We start from the raw sequence: 19,115 nt of genomic DNA, 5'->3' as shown, positions 1-19,115 counted from the left end.
AGGTCCCGTCGAGGCGGGGCCTTCGCCCGAAGATCCGCCCATCTATCACATGATCTGCTGACGGCATGGACACCACCGCTGTGCCGACCCTGCCCGGTCTCTCGGAGGAGACCGCCTCGCGGCTACTGGGCCGACACGGCCCCAACGAGCTTCCGCAGCCCGCGCCGCCGAGCCTGCGGGCACGGGCCGCGCGTCAGCTCGCCGACCCCATGTCCATCCTGTTGCTCATCGCGGGCCTGGTCACCCTGGTCGTGCTCGGAGAGGTTCCCGAAGGAGCCGCGATCCTGGCCATCCTGCTGGTCAACGTGGTCATCGGGGTGAGCCAGGAGTCCAGGGCGGACCGGGCCGTGCGGGCGTTGCGGACCCTCACCGCGCCCATGGCCAAGGTCCGCCGGGACGGCGTCGTGCGGAGAGTGCCCGCGGCCGAGATCGTCCCGGGGGACGTCATCGAGATCGCGGCCGGAGACCGCGTCCCGGCCGACGCCCGCGTGGTCGAGGCGAGCGCGCTGGCCGTCGACGAGGCGATGCTCACCGGGGAGTCGCTGTCCGCCGACAAGCGGGTCACCGGCCCCGCCGACCCCGGCACGCCTCTGGGGGATCGCAGGGGAGAGCTGTTCTCCGGGACGCTGGTCGTCCGGGGCTCCGGCGTGGCCGAGGTCGAGCGGACCGGCGCCCGCACCGAGATGGGCCGGATCGCCACCGCCCTGCATGGCGGCGTCAAGGGGCCACTGGAGCTGGAGCTGGCCAAGGTGTCGCGGCGCATCGGCGTCCTGGCCGTCGCCGCGGGATGCGTGATGATCCTGATAGGCCTGACCCGGGTCAGCCGGGACGAGGCCGCGCTTGCCGACATCATCCTGGCGGGAGTCGCGCTGGCCATCGCCGCCGTTCCGGAGAGCATGGCCGCGGCGGTCACCACGGCCCTGGCCCTGGGGTCGCAGCGCATGGCCAAGCTCGGCGTGATCGTCCGGCGGCTGTCCGCCATCCAGGCCCTCGGGGCGACCACGGTCATCGCCACCGACAAGACCGGCACGCTCACCACGGGACATCTGACGGTGATCGACCAGGTGGCCGTGCCCGGGGCCGACCTGTGGCGGGCCGCGCTGCGCTGCAACGACGCCCGCGACGGGCTCGGCGACGCGGTCGACGTGGCGCTCGCCACCGCCGCCGAGAACCACGGCGTACGGCTCGCACCCGGCGAGTCGCGGCTGGCCCTGCGCCCTTTCGACGCCGACACCCGTTCGATGGCGGTGATCACGACGGCCGCCCTGGACGGGGCCGGCGGAGAAGTGAGCGGCGGGGAAACAAGCGCAGAAATGAGCACGGTGCCGCTGCTCACGCTCAAGGGCGCCCCCGAGGTGGTGCTGGCCCGATGCGCCCCCGGAGAGGAGGCCGACCGGCTGGCGGGAGCCGTACCGGACCTCGCCCGGAGGGGTCTGCGGGTGCTGGCGCTCGCCGAGAAGGACACCGGCGACCTCGACGCGGACGGGCTCCGACCGGTCGGCCTCGTCGCGCTGCGGGACGAGATCCGCGCCTCCGCCCGCCGGGCGGTCGCCGACTGCCGCGCCGCCGGCATCCGCGTCGTCATGGTCACCGGCGACCACGCCGACACCGCCCGCGCGGTCGCCGAGGAGGTGGGCATCCACCCCGAACCTGTGGTGACCGGCTCCGCGCTCGACGGCCCCGACAGGGCGGCCCGGCTGCGCGAGGCCGCCGTCCTGGCCCGGGTGGATCCGGCGACCAAGCTCGATCTGGTCCACGCCTTGCGGGGAAACGGCGAGGTGGTGGCGATGACCGGCGACGGTGTCAACGACGCCCCGGCGCTGCGCCACGCCGACGTGGGCGTCGCCATGGCCGGAGACGAGGGCACCGACGTCGCCCGGGAGGCCGCCGCCGTCGTCGTCACGAACGGCGAACTCGGCACGATCGTCACCGGCGTCCGCGAGGGCCGCCGCCTGCACCACAACGTGGCCTCGATGATCGGCTACCTGCTCACCGGCAACCTCGCGGAGATCCTCATCGTTCTCGCCGGCCTGCTTCTGTGGCCGGACCTGGTCGTTCCGCTGCTTCCCGTGCACCTGCTCTGGATCAACCTGGTGCTGGACGGCATCCCCGCCATCGCGCTCGGCGTCGACAGTCCCCTGGGCGATCCCCTCTCCGTCAGCCCGCGCCGGGACGGCCTGCTGTCCTGGCGGGTGCTGCGCCGGGTCGCGCTCCGCGCGCTCGTCGTGGGCGTGCTCGTCTTCGCCGCGGTCGAGGTGGCCCGCCGCCTCGGCTGGAGCGAGGAGCAGGTGCGGAGCGAGGCCGTGCTCGCCCTCGTCTTCGCCCGCCTGACCCTGGCGTATGTGGTCAGGGCCCGCCGCTGGACGTTCGAGCCCGGCTGGTGGCGCGGGCGTGCCGTACTCGTGGCGGTCACAGCCACGGCCGCCCTGCAGGCTCTTGTGACGACGGTCCCCCCGCTCGGCGCCCTGCTCGCCCTCGTGCCGGTGCCGCCGCTCGGCTGGGCGATGGCACTCGGCGCGGCCCTGTTCACCGTCCTGGTGAGCGACCTGCTCCGGCTCCGTACGGCCCGCCCTGCCCCTCTCGTGCCGTGATCATGCGCACTTTCCCGGAAACCCGGGATGCCTCCGGCTTTGCCGCACGTGATCATGCGCACTTTCTTGACGCCACCAGGCGGGACGGCGACGAGGGGTAATAGCAGGTGACAGGTTGTGACACGGGCTGACATGGCGTGACGCAGAGTGGCACGGGCGACCGTCGCGCCTGGTGGCGGCGCATACAGTATGTCGATGTGGTGCCGGAACCGACCGGGGGACGTCGTGCCGGGGAAAGCGCGCCGGGCAGGTGATCCGGTGCCTGGGCACGTGAGCGGCATAGATCGGGAAGTCGCGGCATGAATCGGGAAGTCATCGTCGGCTACGACGGATCGCCACCAGGCCGTGCCGCCGTGGAGTGGGCGGCCGAGCAGTGCAGGGCCGAGCGGACCCGGCTGACCATCTGCCAGATATGGGCCGGGCCCTACGCGTCGTGGGCGGAAGCGACCGCCATCGGGGAACGCCGCCTGGCGAGCCGTTGCCTGGCCGAGGGCGTCGCACTGGCCGAGCGGCTGCTACCCGGCAGGGAGATTCGCCCTGTCCTGCTCCGTGGAGACCCCAGAGAGGAGCTCATCTCGCTGAGCCGGGACGCCTCGGCGCTGGTGGTCGGCCACCGGGGGCTGGGCGGAGTCGCCGGGCTGGTGCTCGGATCGGTGAGCGCCCACGCCGCCGCGCACGCGAGCTGCCCGGTCGTCGTCGTGCGGGCCGGTGGAGGCGTGGACGACCCACGGGGCGGCGTGGTGGTGGGGGTCGACTCGTCCCCCTCTTCGCGCGCCGCCATGGAGTTCGCCGCCCGGACCGCCGCTGGACGCGGCCTGCCCTTGCGAGTGGTGCACGCCTTGGGGGAGGCAACCGGCGCCCCCACCGCCGACCGCCCCGAGGCCGCCCTTCTTCATGCTCACCGGCGGGACGCCGACCGGCTCGATGCGGACCGGGCCCGTGCTGACGGGGCCCGTGCTGACGGGGCCTGCGCTGACCGCGTCGCCGAAGCGGAGCGGATGCTGGCGGAGCTCGTCGAGCCGTGGCTGGCCGAATCATGGCCTGCCGAATCGCGGCCTGCCCTACCGGGGCCGGCCGTACCGGGCCTTGCCGCATCGCGGGGGGCCGGTCGCCGGTCGCGCATCGCCATCACGGCGTGTGTCGTCAGGGAACGGCCGCTGCCCGCCCTGCTCTCTTATAGGGGCGAGGCACGGCTGATCGTCGTTGGGTCACGCGGGGCCGGGGGCGTCCGCGCCCGGCTGCTCGGCTCGGTCAGCCAGGGCCTGCTGCATCACGCCGCCTGCTCCGTCGCCGTGGTGAAGCCACCGGTCACGGCGACGGGCCATTAGACAGTCGGCCATTAGACAGTCGGCCATTTGACGTCGGCCATTAGACAGTCGGGCATTAGGCAGGCGTACGGACTTCGTCTGACCGCCTCGGCGGTGTGGCGCCATGCGTCAAGCGGGCCAGTACGGCGAGGCAGGCGATGGTGATCACCCCGATCGGCGGGAGCACGGCCCACGCGGGTTCGTCGCCGCGCGCCTCGGCGACGAACGGCGTGACGATGATCGGCAGCCCGGTCAGAGCCAGGAAGACGAGCAGGCCGGGAGCGGTGGTGTAGGACCAGGGCCGTCCCCGGAGCAGGAGCACCCCGGTGGCGAAGGCGGCGGGGAGGAAGAACGATAGGTCCAGCACGTGCACCGGGCTCGACGGCAGCGCCAGTTCGCTCACGCTCTGGGGTGCGCGGCCGTCCAGAATCGCCGGCACGATGTCCTTCAGCCACAGCAGCGTGAACAGCGCGGCGACGGCGATGAGAAACCATCCCGCCAGCCGCTGCGGCGCATGGCCGAAGCGGTCCCCGACCGCCCCGGCGTCGAGCGCGGCCAGGCCGCCGATGAGGGAGAACGCCGACAGCCCGAGGACGGCGATCCAGACCAGGAACAGCGGCCCGACGTGCACCGACATCGTGTAGATGACGTAGTTGTACGTCGTGAAGGCCAGGCCGCCGAGCCACATCAGGTACGCCCGGAGCGAGCCCCGGCGGGCCAGGACCGCGAGGACCACGATCGCGGGGGAGACCACGGCGAGGTTGACGGCGTCCTGGGCTATCGCCTGATCGATGAACGCGCTGGTCTCCTTGCCGTAGACGCCGCCGGCGTTCACGAGCCCGGCGATGTTGCCCGCGGCGGCGAGGAGCGCACCCAGCACGGACAGCCGCAGCCAGACGACGGCCCCCCTCGTCCACGCCGGGACGGCGGCGCGGGCGGTCGCGGAGTCGGTAGTGGTCATGGAACACCTTTCGTGGGCGTGATTTGGTCGCGTGAGCGCGTGATGCGCTCGCCTGAGCGCGTGGTCGTGAGGGCGTGGCTTGGTCGCCACGGGTCACTGGATCAGTGGAGGCAGCTGGTTCCTTGCAGGTGTCGCGGTCGCGATCTCTCTTGTACGGTCACCTGAGAAACCACGGGCGGCGGAAAGCGGTTTCCACCATCAAATGACCGTACAAGCGAGATCATTCAGGCAAGCCGAGCCTTTCCAGGCTCCGGTTGCCGGTGTTTCAGACCCGCATGAGCTCGTGAAGACTTCACCGGCGCTCCGCCAACGCGGTCACAGCGCGAGGACCGGCCGAGCGGGGACGTTCCCGGCGAGGACGTCCTCGAAGGCCCGGTTGATCTCGTCCAGCTTGCGGGTCTCGTACTTCACCGTCGTACGGCCGGCCGCGTGCAGACGGAAGACCTCGGCCAGGTCGGCGCGGGTGCCCACGATGGACCCGATCACGCTGATCCCGCCCAGCACCGTCTCGAAGATCGGCAGGCGCATCGCGTTGTCCCTGGGCAGGGAGACCAGCATGAGCCGGCCGCCTCGGCGCAGGGACGCGTGCGCCTGCTCCAGGACGTGCGGGTCGGCTGCCAGGACGATGGCGACGTCGGCCCCGCCCAACTGCCGGATCGCGGCCACCGGGTCGGTGGCGGCGGCGTGACGACGTGGGTCGCTCCGAGCCCGCGGGCGAGGCGGAGCTTCTCCTCCGTGACGTCGACCGCGATGGTGTCGGAGCCGAAGATCTGCGCGTACTGCTGGGCCAGGTGTCCCAGGCCGCCGATGCCGAAGATCGCCGCACGCTCTGTCGGCCGCAGCCCGGAGACCTTGACGGCCTTGTAGGTCCGGGCCGGAGCTCCGGGATCGGCAGGTCGTGAATCTCGATCGGGCGGTCGAACCCGGTGACGACCGATGCGCGCATTGTCCCGTCTCCTCTCATTGGGGTCTCCAGCGTCCAGCCCGCCGCGCCTGGCGGGGAGGGCCGAAGGGCCCGGAATCGGTGGACGTAGGGAGTCCCCGAAAACACGGCCTGAGGGCCGCGCGCACCAAACAAGCCGGGCCGGTCCTGGTTCGCCGGCACGGCACCAGGTGATGGACGGCTGTGGCGAGGAAGGGCCCAACGTCCCACGCCGTGGAGGTCGTGCGCCTCTGCCCCCGGCCGTACGGCGAGACGGAGGTTGGGGGAGCGGTTTCCGGCCGTGGCGGCCGCCATGACACAGCAAGGAGAATTCGCCCATGGTCCAGCTCGCGGAGCCGCCCCTGGCGATGGGACTCACCGATGAGTAGGCCGCCCTCGTCCGGACGTCCCCGTTCCCCGCATCGCCGAGTACACCGGCGCGCCGCGCCGTTCAGCCACCCCGCCCGCCGGGAACAGGGCCGCGTCTCCGGCTGAGAGGGTTCAGGTGCGGTTCAGCGGTCGGATCGTCGCCCCGGGGCCTGCTCGCCCTCGTGGTAGAGCACCAGGTCTCCGGGTTCCTGGGGTGGCCGCCACCCACCTTGCGCCCTTGCCGTTCACCTTCGGCCATGGGGATGTCAGCGTGTGCGAAGGCCGCGGAAGACCCTGAGCAGGCGGTCCGGTCGCAGGAGCCCTTCCGGGCGGTCGAGCAGCCCCGTGACGCGCACGAACGCGGCGGCGAGGGTGGGGTCGGTCGCCGCCGCGGCGTGCAGCCGGGGAAGGTAGGCGTTGACCATGCGGACCTTCGCCGTGCGCCGGCCTTGAACGCCCGGGAAGGCCAGGTCGGTGCCGGTGGCGATCCCCCAGGGCACGTCGATGACGTCGGCGACGGCCTTGAAGTACCGCTGCCACGTGATCGGCCGTCCGCCGGACAAGAGCCGGCGCAGGGTGGCGGCCTCTAAAGCGGCCACCGTCATGCCCTGGCCGTAGATCGGATTGAACCCGCAGATGGCATCGCCGAGAACGAGTAACCGGTCGGGGAAATGAGACAGCCTCTCGTAGCGGCGCCGGACGTTGGCCGGGTACTGGAAGCCGACCGGGTCGCCGAGCGGCTCGCCATCGCGGATCACGCGGTGAACGTCGTCGAAGGGGAGCCCCGCGGCGAAGGAGAGGAACTCGCCGGGATCGGTCGGCGGGTGATCGCCGAGCATTCCGGCCAGTGTGACCAGGAACCTCCCGTCCTCCTGTGCGGCCACGGCGGCGGCCCGGGGGTGTTCCGGGGTCCAGTTGAGGAGGATGAGCCGATCGGTCCCCAAGGCGTCCGGCGGCAACCGGTAAGGCCGGGAGGAGTAACCCACCCCGATATGGATCTTGTCGACCGGCGGGCGTTGGTAACCCATCTCCTCCAGCCACAGCGGGGTTCGAGAACCGCGGCCGGAGGCGTCGACGACCAGGTCGGCCGGTATGGTCGTCACCTCGCCGTCCTCCCCGCGCACCGACACCCCGGTGACGGCCCGGTGGTCGGCGGTGGAGGTCAGCCCCACGATGTCGTGACGTGCGACGATCCGCACACCAGGCAGCGCCAGCACTCGCGCCCGCACGCGGCCTTCCAGCAAGGGGCGGCTGGGGAACAGCACCGGCTGGCCGATATCGACGCGGCGTATCCGATGACCCGACAGCAGCCACCGGATGCCGCCCAGCAGGTCGCCACTCGGAGCGCCGGCGTCGATCACCTCGGCGGTCAGGCCCGGGAACAGATCGTCGAGCACCTGCGCGCCCCGGGCGAGCAACGCGTGCACGTGATGTCCCTGGGGCACGCCGCGCCGGTGCCCGATGCCCGGCGGCATCGCGTCCCGGTCGACGACGGTCACCTGATCGTAGAACTCCGAGAGGACCCGCGCGGTCAGCAGCCCGGCCATGCTCGCGCCGAGGACAACCGCACGCCCAGCCGCCTGACCCACCGCGTGCCTCCAGCCGACCGTGTCCGATGTACGGCCAGCCTTGCCGAGCCGGTGCCATCCGGCATCGCCGTGAGTGCTCTCTTCGACGCCGGGTGCCGATCAAGAGCCTCGCGGCCGCACATCAGCGCACCGCGCGGCCCCGCGGAGATCACGTACGAGTGGGTACACAACGGCCGGCCCATCGGCATCACGGACTCGGCGGGCTCAAGCGGCACCGGCACACAGGCCGTGCCAGCCATTCGAGCCGGTCGCCGAGCGGCTGTGCTGTTCGGTGTGTATGGGTCGTCACCAGGCGGCCTGCGGGGAGTCGCCTTCGCCTGAGTGCTCACCGACCTTGATACGCACCGACGTGGTGGAACCATCGACCAGATCGACCCGGAAGCTTCATCAGCGGTTCACGTAGAGCAGGCTGTGAGTCACCGGTTCCCGGGTCGCGGCGCGCCCATGGCGGTGACCAGGGTGGCCGCGTCGTCGGCGAACTGAACCGGGCTGTCGTCGGCCACGAACTCGAGCAGGGCGTAGCGGGCGCCGCCATCCGACGCGACGTCAAGGTAGGCGGCCCAGTCCTCGAGGCCGTCCGCCAGCGGCAGCCGTTCGCGGGTCGCGGTCCAGGTGAACACGTGAACGTGGTGCAACCAGGGGAGCACGTCCCGGAGGTCGCCGAGGTTCTCCGCGCGATCCCGCTCGGGTGCGGGCTGCCACAGCGTGCGGATGGGAACGTCGGCCAGTTCGCCCAGCAGGCGCCGGGCCGACTCCCGCGTGTCCGTGAGGGTGTTGCGGTGGTATTCGAACGACACGGTCATCCCGGCGGCACCGGCCAGCTCGGCCACCCGGCGGGCGTCGGTGACGACCGCGTCCCAGTACGCGGGGTCGGCCTCGTCGCTGCCGATTCTCCCTGCCCACACGCGGATGGTGGGAGCGCCCAGCGCCGCCGCGGTCTCGACCACGGTCTCGGGCGCCAACCCCTCGGCCGAGGAATGGCCGAGGCGGTAGTAGGAGCCGTAGCAGGCCACGTCGAGGCCCGCGTCGGCGGTCATCGCAGCGACGTGGCGAGCTAAGTCCAGGTCGCCATGCGGGACGTGGATGTCGCCGCCCCACTCGATGGCGGCGAGCTGCGCTCGCGCGGCCAGCTCTACCACCGATTCGGCCGGCAGCTGCCGGAAGGTCACCGAGACCAGACCCGGCTGGAGCGGCGCGGGCTGTCGATCAGTCGAGGCGTACGGCACGCCGACCAGCCTGGAGGCTGCCCGCCGCCACGGTCAAGGCCGTAGGAGCTCCAACGCACACGAGCCGATCAGGCGAGCCGGATCAGGCGGCGGTCGACCGCGGTCCGGACGGCCGCCGTACGGTTGTCCACACCGAGCTTGTCGTAGATGTGAGCGAGGTGCGTTTTGACCGTGGCCTCGCTGATGAACAGCGCCCGGCTGATCTCCCGGTTGGAGCGGCCGTCGGCGAGCGGCTCCAGGATCTCGATCTCCCGCTGGCTCGGCGCGAGCTGCGGCGCGCGGACCCGCTGCGTCAGCCGTGACGCGACGGGCGGGGAAAGAACGGTCTCACCGGACGCGGCCGTCCGCAGCGCGTGGAACAGCTCGTCCGGAGGAAACTCCTTGAGGAGATAGCCGGCCGCTCCGGCCTCCACCGCCCGGACCGGGCACGGCGAGGCGTCGCCATGATCCGGACCCTGCGTGGGCGTTACGGCCGCGCCGACGACGATCGCCGGCAGGCATGCACACCCACCACGACGGTGACCATCATGGGCAGACCGGATGGAAACTTGACCAAAGCCGACATGCCCTGATCGGGTTTCAGTAGCATCGGCCCGTGCGACTCAGATGCGGCGTTGCCCTGGTCACCTCACTGGTCTCGCTCGTTCCTCCGTGCGGACTGTCCGGCCCGGAAGCGGCCGCCGCGTCGCGGACCGGCTCGCCGGGCTCGCCGTATGTGGCGCAGGCCGGGACGCCGGGGCCGCACTTCGGCAACCCGAACGGCCATGCCGTCGTGCCGGTCGAGGCGCGGGCGGTCGACACCTCGCACCCGACGCGGGTCATCGGCGATGGCACGCCGGCGAGTTGCACGTCGCAGGCCGTGGTAAAGGCTGTCGCGGCGGGCGGTGTCATCACCTTCTCCTGCGGCCCGGCTCCTGTGACGATCACCATGCGGGCCACCGCGAGGGTGCGCAACGCCAGCGCCAGGGTCGTCCTCGACGGCGGCGGCAAGGTGACGCTCAGCGGCGGTGGAACGCGGCGGATCCTCTACATGAACACCTGTGACAAGGCCCAGGGATGGACCACGCCGCACTGCGACGACCAGGCTCAGCCCCAGCTCACCGTGCAGAACCTCACGTTCGCCGACGGCAACGCCACCGGTCAGCGGGTCGACGGGGGAGGCGGCGGCGCCATCTTCGCGCGCGGCGGCCGGATCAAGGTGGTCAATTCACGGTTCATCCGGAACCGGTGCGACTCCACCGGCCCCGACCTGGGCGGAGCGGCCATCCGCGTGCTCGACCAGTCGCGCCGCCTACCGGTCTACATCGTCAGCAGCACGTTCGGAGGAGCCGCCGGCCTTGGCGGCGTGTGCTCCAACGGCGGCGCGCTGAGCAGCATCGGGGTGTCGTGGGTGGTGCTCAACAGCGTCATGACGCACAACAAGGCGATCGGGCGGGGCGCCAACCCCGCACGCGGCGGGACGCCGGGCGGTGGCAGCGGCGGGGCCGTCTACACCGACGGCAACCGGTTCACTGTACGAATCGCCGGCTCGATCATTCAGGACAACTACGCCAAGGAGGGCGGCGGAGCCGTCTTCTTCGTCAGCAACGACCTCACCGGCACCCTGACGATCGACCACTCGACGCTGCGCCGCAACCGCAGCGCCGGATTCGAGACCCCGGGTTTCCCCGGCATCTTCTTCCGCGGCGCCGGCAAACCAGCGGTGGTCTCCTCCACCCTCAAATGATCGCCGACCACATGTGTCAGGCGGAAGTACGGCTGGCTGGGCCGGAAGGCCACGGTTCGCCGCGCCCCGCCGGCCTGAGAAGGCAGCGGGCCCTGTATCGCAAGGCGTGTGGGCCAGGCGGGCTTAACCGGAGAGGAGCGTGACGAGCTCGTCGTAGATGGCGGGAGCGGCCACGATGAAGGCCTCGCCGTACAGGTCGGGCGGGATGCCGTCGGGGACGGGCAGCAAACTGCCGCGCCTGGCTCCCGCCTCGGTGGCGATGAGCCCGGCCGCGGCGACGTCCCATGGGAACAGCGCCTCGGTGTGGGCGTCGAGGCGGCCGCAGGCGGTCCAGGCGATGTCCAGTGCGGGGGAGGACCCACGCATGATGTCCTGGCAGTGGATGAGCAGCCGCCGTACGCGTTCGACCAGCGGCTCGACATCGGTCTTGTCGTGTGGGAAGCCCGTGCTGACGATCGACCGCTTGAGGCTCTCGGGGGCGCCCACGCGGATCGGCGTGCCGTTGAGGAAGGCGCCGCGGCCCTTGACGGCGGTGAAGGTCTCGCCGAGGAACGGAGCGTGGACGACTCCGGCACGCACGACGCCGTCTTCGGCGTAGGCGATGGACACGGAGACGTAGCGGTGCCCGCGCGCGTAGTTGGCGGTCCCGTCGATCGGGTCGACGATCCACAACGGCCCGTCGAAACCGGCTCTGCTCCAGTCGGGGCCGGCGGTCTCCTCTGTCAGCACGCGATGGCCGGGAAACGCGGCGGCCACGGCATCACGGATGAGGCCGTCAGCGGCCAGATCAGCGATCGTGACGGGCTCGAAGCCCCCCTTGTAGTCCACGGGGATCCCATCGCCCGCCGCGTAGTCGCGGATCAGCCCGCCGGCGTCCTGCGCCGCCCGGACCGCGACGTCGAGAATCCGGTCCACACTCACACGCGCCCCCTGGAAGATGTTCCTCTCGGCCCGATCCTGCCAGTGGGGATGGCCACAGTGTCACTTCCATGAACGGCAAGGCGGTCATACTGGCACACTGCGGTGATGAAGTGCACTCAATGTGGCGGACAAGACTTACAGCCCGGCTTCATGGATGACACTGGCCAGGGATCCAGGGGCTATGGCAGCTGGATCGCGGGCGCCCTCGAACGGGGACCTTTCGGCGGGGCCAGACGTCTGGGCAAGCCGCGATCGATCGTCGACGCGTTTCGCTGCGTCCAGTGCTCCCACCTCGAGTTGTTCGCCCGTCCTCCCCAATGACCGTCTGATGCCTCGACCGGCACCGGGCGTTGGCATTGGGCCCGGCGCCGTCTCACGCCTGACCTCCTGAGCCCGCGCCCAGGCCGCGGGCCTGTGCGGAGGCACAGGGGACGATGTCCTCCGGACGAGGTCAGTTCACCGGGTCTCGCCGCGGACTGTACGGCGGAGCGTTCGCGGAGCGTGGGGATTTGCGCAAGCTCCCGGTAGGGCTACCAGGCGGCCGCGCCGCCGTCGACCGGGTAGTTGGCGCCTGTGATGTATCCTGCCCGGTCAGAAGCGAGGAAGGCCGCCAACTCGACGATCTCCTCGGGCTGACCGAAGCGCTTGAGGAGCGTCTTGCCGGTTACCGCGTCCCTGGCCGCCTGGTTGTCGCCGAGATCGCGGTCAATGACCGGGGTCAGGATGGGCCCGGGGCTGATCGCCACCGCACGGATCCCATGGCGCGCACCTTCAAGCGCGAGTTGCCGCGTCATACCGATGACGCCGGCCTTCGCCGCACTGTGCCCGACCATTGGGGGGACCTCGCCAGCGATCATGCCGGATATGGACGCGACGTTGATGATGACGCCGCCACCGCGCCGGACCAGGTGCGGCCATGCGAACTTCGATACGAAGAAGGGTATGTCGAGTTCGCCGGCGATGGTCACCCGCCAGTCCTCGACAGAGAAATCGGGCATCGGGCCGAAGCGTTGTATGGCCGCGTTGTTGTAGACCACGTCGAGCCCGCCATAGGCGGCCACGGCGTCCTCAACGAGTTGCCGGACCTGTTCCGGGTCGGTGAGATCAACCGGCGCGATGCCCGTCATTTCACCGCCGGCGCGACGGACGAGTTCGACCGTCTCGTTGTTGGCATCAACCTGGAAGTCGCACCCGACGACCTTTGCGCCTTCTCGCGCAAAGGTCAGCGACGCGACGCGACCCAAACCCCCTGCGGTGCCGGTGATCAGCACTACCTTCCCGTCAAGCGTTCCCATGGAGCTCCTCCTGGTCCGTGGTCTGTCCGAGTAACCGCGTCAGATCAGCTTGTGGGGCGGTGCGTTCAGCCGGCGCGCATCGGCGCGAGCGCCTTGCTCCATGCCACGACCTGATCCAACGTCGCGGTGGGCGACTCAAGCTGGACCCCGCCACGGTGTGCGGCTGCGTGTACTGGCCCAACGACGGCGGCAGCGCCTCATCAAGGTGCGGGAGCTTGTAGTCGAGCAAGTCGACGAGTTCGAACTGCGCGTCGGTCCGCTGCGCGGCTACCTGGTACACCCAGCGGGCGACGGCCTCCCCGTTGTGCCCGGGGACGGGTGCTGCCAAGGATGATCGCGATTTTGGTCATCGGTGGACTCCACTTTCTTTGACGTCAGATGATTGCTTCGTCAAGAAAGAAACCTTATTCGTGATTGCTTTGTGAAGCAAGTAGAATGTGGCCATGACCACAGCGGAGCCGTTGCAGCCCCTGACTCCTGATGAGGATGCGCTGGTCCATGCGCTGCCTCGCGTGATGTACGCGCTTCCCCGCGCGATCGACGCCGACATGGTGCGCGAACAGCAGTTGCCGCTCATTGAGTGGACTGCCCTGATGCGGTTGTCCGAGGCGCCGCAGCGGCGGATGCGGATGGGCGAACTCGCGGTCGCCTGCGAACTCTCGCTGAGCGGGATGACCCGCATCGTCACCCGCCTGGAGGGTCAGGGCCTGATCGAACGGGTCAGGTGCGACGACGACGCCCGCGGGTGGAACGCCGTCCTCACCGACGCCGGCCTCGACCGCCTGGAACGGGCATGGCCGAGCAACTTGGCCAGCGTGCGCCGGCACTTTCTTGACCACCTCCAAGGCATCGATCTTGCTCGGCTCGCCCGTGCGATTCAGAACATCGCGACCAACGACTGACGCGGGGAACGCCGGCGCGAGCCGCACGTCCGTGCGTCGCATCGACACGAGCAGCCACGAGCAGCCCCTGCATCCACTCCCCGCACGGTGAACCATCGGCTCGGGCTGTTCGGGCTGTTCGGGCTGTTCGGCCTGTTCGGCCTGTGCAGGTGTTGGGGTCAGGGGCAGGGCCGGACCGCCGCCCTTCCGCTTGTCGGTGGAGCGATCACGCTGCCGCACTCCGATCGAGTCACCGCGGATGACCTTCTCCCACACGGTGCGGCCGCGGGGGACTCCAGGACGACGTACGGATCACGTCAATACTCCGCCTGATGGCGTATGGAACCCGTCAAGACCGGCGAAAGCCCCCCAATCGAGGACTTTGCTTGCCATGTGGCCATCCGTCCCGGGTGGCTGAGGCATCGTCCGGAATTTGAGGAGTGGGGATGGCCGACGTCATCTTCGTCGCCCTGACGGTCGCGATATTCGCGATCATGGGGCTCGTCGTCAAGGCGGTGGAGCGCCTGTGAGCGCTGTCAACGCCACTGGCCTGGTGGTCACCATCGGTCTAGTGATCTTCGTGGTCGCGGCCCTGCTGTTCCCGGAGCGGTTCTGATGTCACCCACTCTCGCCGGGATCCTGTTCATCGGGGCCCTGGTCCTCGCCCTCGTGCTGACGCACCGGCCGGTGGGCGACTACATGTATCGCGTCTACACCGGCAAGAGGCACCTCGCCGCCGAGCGGGTGATCTACCGGATCATCGGCGTCCAGCCGGACGCCGAGCAGCGGTGGAACGTCTACGCCCGCGCCGTGCTGGCGTTCTCCGCCATATCGATCCTGTTCCTGTACGGCTTCCAGCGCCTGCAGGACAAGCTGTTCCTTTCGCTGGGCTTTCCTCCGGTGCCCGGTCACATCGCCTGGAACACCGCGGTCAGCTTCGTGACCAACACCAACTGGCAGGCCTACTCGGGTGAGTCCACGATGGGCCACCTCGTGCAGATGGCCGGCCTGGCGGTGCAGAACTTCCTGTCGGCCGCAGTGGGCATGGCCGTCGCCGTCGCGCTCGTCCGCGGGTTCGCCCGCAGCAGGACCGAGGATCTCGGCAACTTCTGGGTGGACCTCGTCCGCGGCATCGTCCGCATCCTGCTGCCGATCGCCTTCGTGGGCGCGATCGTCCTCATGGCGGGCGGCGCGATCCAGAACCTCTCCGAGGCGCACACGGTCACCACGCTCGCGGGCGGCCACCAGGCCATCACCGGCGGCCCGGTGGCCAGCCAGGAGATCATCAAGGAGCTCGGCAACAACGGCGACGGCTTCTACAACACCAACTCCGCCCACCCGTTCGAGAACCCCAACAGCTGGACCAACTGGTTCGAGGTCTTCGCTCTCCTGGTCCTGCCGTTCGCGCTGCCGCGTACCTTCGGCCGCATCGTGGGCGACAGGCGGCAGGGCTACGCCATCGCCGCCGTCATGGGAATCCTGGCCTTCGCGAGCATCGCCGTACTGACCGGGCTGGAGATCGCGCACGGCGGCACCGTGCCGCAGGCGGTGGGCGCCGCGATGGAGGGCAAGGACGTCCGCTTCGGGGTCCCCGACTCCGGCGCCTTCGCCGCCGCGACGACGCTCACCTCGACCGGAGCGGTCAACTCGTTCCACGACTCGTTCACCGCGCTCGGCGGCATGGTCACGATGTTCAACATGATGCTGGGCGAGGTCGCGCCCGGCGGCGTGGGCTCCGGCCTGTACGGCATGCTCGTCCTCGCCGTGATCACCGTGTTCGTCGCCGGCCTGATGGTCGGCCGGACCCCCGAATATCTGGGCAAGAAGATCGGCTCCCGCGAGATCAAGCTCGCGTCGATGTACTTCCTGATCACCCCGATCCTGGTGCTGGTCGGCACGGCCGTCGCGATGGGTTCGCCCGAGCGGCGGGCGAGCATGCTGAACGGCGGGGCGCACGGCCTGTCCGAGGTGCTCTACGCCTTCACCAGCGCGTCTAACAACAACGGGTCGGCGTTCGCGGGCATCACCGTCAACACGCCGTGGTACGACACGGCGCTCGGCCTGTGCATGGCCTTCGGCCGGTTCCTGCCGATCGTCTTCGTCCTGGGCCTCGCGGGATCGCTGGCCAGGCAGTCGCCGGTCCCGGCGTCGGCCGGAACCCTGCCCACGCACCGGCCGCAGTTCGTCGGCATGGTCGCCGGCGTGACCATCATCCTCGTCGCGCTGACCTTCCTCCCCGCCCTGGCGCTCGGCCCGCTCGCAGAAGGAATCCACTGATGTCCACCCCAGTGCTCGAAGCGCCGGGCCGTACGCCCGCTCCCCAGAGGAACGGCCGGGTCGGCGGGGGACTGCTCGACCCCGCACAGCTCCTCAGGTCGCTCCCTGACGCGCTCCGCAAGCTCAACCCGGCGACGCTGTGGCGCAACCCGGTCATGTTCATCGTCGAGATCGGCGCGGTCTTCACCACCGTGCTGGCCGTCGCGCAGCCGTCGGGCTTCGCCTGGGCGATCGTCGTCTGGCTGTGGCTGACCGTCGTCTTCGCGAACCTGGCCGAGGCCGTGGCCGAGGGACGTGGGAAGGCACAGGCCGCCACGCTCCGCGCGGCCAAGCGCGACGCCACCGCCCGCCGTCTGAAGAGCCGCTCTTCGACCGAGCGGGGCCTGGAACGGGACCTGGAGTGGGACCTGGAACGGGACCTGGAACGGGGCCTGGAACGGGACCTGGAGTGGGACACCGTGGGCGCCCCCGAGCTCAAGCAGGGCGACTTCGTGGTCGTGGAGGCGGGGGAGGTCATTCCGGGCGACGGCGACGTCGTCGAGGGCATCGCGTCCGTGGACGAGTCGGCCATCACCGGCGAGTCCGCGCCCGTGATCCGCGAGTCCGGCGGCGACCGCTCGGCGGTCACCGGCGGCACCAAGGTGCTGAGCGACCGGATCATCGTCCAGATCACCCAGAAGCCGGGGGAGAGCTTCATCGACCGGATGATCGCCCTGGTCGAGGGCGCCAACCGGCAGAAGACGCCGAACGAGATCGCGCTCAACATCCTGCTGGCCGCGCTCACGATCATCTTCCTGGTCGCGACCGCGACCATGCAGCCGCTGGCCATCTACTCCAAGGCGCAGAACCCGGGCATCCCCGACTCCCTGGCGCTGACCGGGGACGGCGTCACCGGGATCGTGCTGGTGTCACTGGTCGTCTGCCTCATCCCCACCACGATCGGGGCGCTGCTGTCCGCGATCGGCATCGCCGGCATGGACCGGCTGGTCCAGCGGAACGTCCTCGCGATGAGCGGGCGCGCGGTCGAGGCCGCGGGCGACGTCAGCACGCTGCTGCTGGACAAGACCGGCACGATCACCCTGGGCAACCGGCAGGCGTCGGAGTTCGTCCCGGCGTCGGGCGTCGGCGCCGGTGAGCTCGCCACGGCGGCCCAGCTCGCGAGCCTCGCCGACGAGACACCCGAGGGACGGTCGATCGTCGTCTACGCCAAGGAGGCGTACGGCCTGCGCGAGCGGCAGCCTGGCGAGCTCGCCCACGCCTCGTGGGTGCCCTTCACCGCCCAGACCCGCATGTCGGGTGTGGACGTGGACGGCCGTCAGGTCCGCAAGGGCGCGGCCACCGCCGTCATGAAGTGGGTGCGCGACAACGGCGGCCACCCCACCGACGAGGTTGGTCACATCGTCGACGCCATCTCGGGCGGCGGCGGCACCCCGCTGGTCGTCGGGGAGATCGCCGATGGCAAGGCGCACGTCCTGGGCGTCATCCACCTCAAGGACGTCGTCAAGCAGGGGATGCGCGAGCGGTTCGACGAGATGCGCCGCATGGGGATCCGCACAGTGATGATCACGGGGGACAACCCGCTGACCGCCAGAGCCATCGCGGACGAGGCCGGGGTGGACGACTTCCTGGCCGAGGCGACCCCCGAGGACAAGCTCGCCCTGATCAAGAAGGAGCAGGAGGGCGGCCGGCTGGTCGCCATGACCGGCGACGGCACCAATGACGCGCCCGCGCTCGCGCAGGCCGACGTCGGCGTGGCGATGAACACCGGCACGTCGGCCGCCAAGGAGGCCGGCAACATGGTCGACCTCGACTCCAATCCGACCAAGCTCATCGAGATCGTCGAGATCGGCAAGCAACTCCTCATCACGCGAGGCGCGCTGACGACCTTCTCGATCGCCAACGACGTCGCCAAGTATTTCGCGATCATCCCGGCGATGTTCGCGGCGGTCTACCCGGGCCTCGACACGCTCAACGTCATGCGCCTGGCCAGCCCGCAGTCCGCGATCCTGTCCGCGGTCGTCTTCAACGCCCTGGTCATCATCGCGCTGATCCCGCTCGCTCTGCGCGGCGTGCGGTACCGGCCCTCCAGCGCCTCGAAGCTGCTGTCCCGCAACCTCTACGTCTACGGCCTGGGCGGGATCGTCGCCCCGTTCGCCGGCATCAAGCTCATCGACCTGATCATCCAGTTCATCCCGGGGATGTCGTGATGGAACGCCTGCCCAGCTGGCTCCGGCAGCACCTCGCCGCGCTCCGCGCGCTGCTCGTGCTCACCGTCGTGACCGGCGTCGTCTACCCACTGGTGGCCACCGGCGTCGCCCAGGCCGTGTTCAACGGCAGGGCCAACGGCTCGATCGTCCAGAAGGACGGCAGGGACGTCGGCAGCGCCCTCGTCGGCCAGAGCTTCACCGACAAAGACGGAAACCCGATAAAGAAGTACTTCCAGAGTCGGCCGTCCGCGGCGGGCGCCGGGTACGACATGACGTCGACCGCCGCGAGCAACCTCGGCCCCGAGAGCGTCCTGGACGTCCTGGGCACCCCGGGCAAGCAGAGCCTGCTCACCCAGGTCTGCGCGCGCAGCAAGGCCGCCGGCGAGCTGGAGGGCGTCAGCGGGGCCAGGCCGTACTGCACGGCCGACGGGGTCGGCGCGGTGCTGAAGGTCTTCCCGGCCGTCGGCGCGCCCACCAGGGCGGTCAGCGTCAACCAGGCCTGCCCGGCGGCGCCGTTCGTCACGACCTACGAGGGCGTGAAGGTCGAGTGCGGCAAGCCGGGTGAGGACTACTCGGCCGGCCGTACCGTCCCGGTCCGGGGCTCCTCGACCGCCGTGGTGCCCGCCGACGCGGTGACCGCCAGCGGCTCGGGGCTCGACCCGCACATCTCCGTGGCCTACGCCGAGCTCCAGGCGCCGCGGGTGGCCAGGGAGCGCGGCATTCCCCTGGCCAAGGTCAAGGCGCTCATCGGGGAGCACACCACGGGCCGGGCGCTCGGCTTCATGGGAGAGCCCGCCGTGAACGTGCTGGAGCTCAATCTGGCCCTCGACAGGGATCGGTAGC

The 19,115-nt window shown here is 70.4% G+C and carries 14 protein-coding genes and 2 pseudogenes; 8 read left to right on the top strand and 8 right to left on the bottom strand.

The annotated features are described in order from the left end of the window. Positions 1-65 precede the first annotated feature (65 nt). A complete protein-coding gene (locus N5079_RS18365; protein WP_261585139.1) occupies positions 66-2,591 on the top strand; it encodes a cation-translocating P-type ATPase in 2,526 nt (841 codons plus the stop codon). 299 nt (positions 2,592-2,890) lie between these two features. Then, the gene (locus tag N5079_RS18360; protein WP_261585138.1) at positions 2,891-3,919 is read left to right on the top strand and encodes a universal stress protein; all 1,029 of its coding nucleotides are present in this window, start codon (positions 2,891-2,893) and stop codon (positions 3,917-3,919) included. A 55-nt stretch (positions 3,920-3,974) separates the two neighbouring features. Here N5079_RS18360 and N5079_RS18355 read toward each other — a convergent pair whose 3' ends face one another. The 6 genes and pseudogenes from N5079_RS18355 to N5079_RS18335 form a co-directional block, all read right to left on the bottom strand. Beyond that, positions 3,975-4,859 carry a hypothetical protein gene (locus N5079_RS18355; RefSeq protein WP_261585137.1) on the bottom strand — a complete coding sequence of 295 codons (885 nt, stop codon included), beginning with the start codon at positions 4,857-4,859 and terminating at the stop codon, positions 3,975-3,977. Between the two features lie 315 nt (positions 4,860-5,174). Beyond that, positions 5,175-5,525: a zinc-binding dehydrogenase gene (locus tag N5079_RS18350; RefSeq protein WP_261585135.1), complete on the bottom strand. Its 351-nt coding sequence runs from the start codon at positions 5,523-5,525 to the stop codon at positions 5,175-5,177. Positions 5,526-5,551: 26 nt separating this feature from the next. Beyond that, positions 5,552-6,121: pseudogene (locus N5079_RS35580) on the bottom strand (hypothetical protein); the annotation flags it as partial. A 295-nt stretch (positions 6,122-6,416) separates the two neighbouring features. Next, a complete protein-coding gene (locus N5079_RS18345; RefSeq protein ID WP_261585134.1) occupies positions 6,417-7,739 on the bottom strand; it encodes an FAD-dependent oxidoreductase in 1,323 nt (440 codons plus the stop codon). A 416-nt stretch (positions 7,740-8,155) separates the two neighbouring features. Next, entirely contained in the window at positions 8,156-8,965 is an 810-nt protein-coding gene (locus N5079_RS18340) for a sugar phosphate isomerase/epimerase family protein (RefSeq protein ID WP_261585133.1), read from the bottom strand. A gap of 68 nt (positions 8,966-9,033) precedes the next feature. Then, positions 9,034-9,381, bottom strand: a pseudogene (locus N5079_RS18335) (DNA-binding response regulator); the annotation flags it as partial. A gap of 179 nt (positions 9,382-9,560) precedes the next feature. On the opposite strand from N5079_RS18335, the gene N5079_RS18330 reads away from it, so the two are divergent. Further along, the gene (locus N5079_RS18330; RefSeq protein ID WP_261585132.1) at positions 9,561-10,691 is read left to right on the top strand and encodes a hypothetical protein; all 1,131 of its coding nucleotides are present in this window, start codon (positions 9,561-9,563) and stop codon (positions 10,689-10,691) included. Between the two features lie 123 nt (positions 10,692-10,814). On the opposite strand, the gene N5079_RS18325 is transcribed toward N5079_RS18330, so the two are convergent. Next, positions 10,815-11,612 (bottom strand): inositol monophosphatase family protein, encoded by a 798-nt coding sequence (locus N5079_RS18325; protein WP_261585130.1) that lies wholly within the window; start codon positions 11,610-11,612, stop codon positions 10,815-10,817. 530 nt (positions 11,613-12,142) lie between these two features. Then, entirely contained in the window at positions 12,143-12,907 is a 765-nt protein-coding gene (locus N5079_RS18320; protein ID WP_261585129.1) for an SDR family NAD(P)-dependent oxidoreductase, read from the bottom strand. A gap of 443 nt (positions 12,908-13,350) precedes the next feature. On the opposite strand from N5079_RS18320, the gene N5079_RS18315 reads away from it, so the two are divergent. The 5 genes from N5079_RS18315 (at position 13,351) to N5079_RS18295 (ending at position 19,114) form a co-directional block, all read left to right on the top strand. Beyond that, positions 13,351-13,809 (top strand): MarR family winged helix-turn-helix transcriptional regulator, encoded by a 459-nt coding sequence (locus N5079_RS18315; protein WP_261585128.1) that lies wholly within the window; start codon positions 13,351-13,353, stop codon positions 13,807-13,809. 505 nt (positions 13,810-14,314) lie between these two features. Next, positions 14,315-14,404 (top strand): K(+)-transporting ATPase subunit F, encoded by a 90-nt coding sequence (gene kdpF / locus N5079_RS18310; RefSeq protein WP_261585127.1) that lies wholly within the window; start codon positions 14,315-14,317, stop codon positions 14,402-14,404. Beyond that, positions 14,404-16,065: a potassium-transporting ATPase subunit KdpA gene (gene kdpA, locus N5079_RS18305; RefSeq protein ID WP_261585126.1), complete on the top strand. Its 1,662-nt coding sequence runs from the start codon at positions 14,404-14,406 to the stop codon at positions 16,063-16,065. The genes kdpF and kdpA overlap by 1 nt, the downstream gene beginning before the upstream one ends. Beyond that, positions 16,065-18,272: a potassium-transporting ATPase subunit KdpB gene (gene kdpB, locus N5079_RS18300; protein ID WP_261585125.1), complete on the top strand. Its 2,208-nt coding sequence runs from the start codon at positions 16,065-16,067 to the stop codon at positions 18,270-18,272. Before kdpA ends, kdpB begins: the two co-directional genes overlap by 1 nt. Continuing rightward, positions 18,272-19,114: a potassium-transporting ATPase subunit C gene (locus N5079_RS18295; protein ID WP_261585124.1), complete on the top strand. Its 843-nt coding sequence runs from the start codon at positions 18,272-18,274 to the stop codon at positions 19,112-19,114. The genes kdpB and N5079_RS18295 overlap by 1 nt, the downstream gene beginning before the upstream one ends. The last annotated feature ends 1 nt before the right edge of the window (position 19,115 follow it).

The organism is Planotetraspora sp. A-T 1434, assembly GCF_025420585.1.
GTDB lineage: Bacteria > Actinomycetota > Actinomycetes > Streptosporangiales > Streptosporangiaceae > JAOEGB01.
The sequence above is the reverse complement of the archived record's forward strand: the minus strand, read 5'-3'. Positions and strand labels throughout refer to the sequence as shown.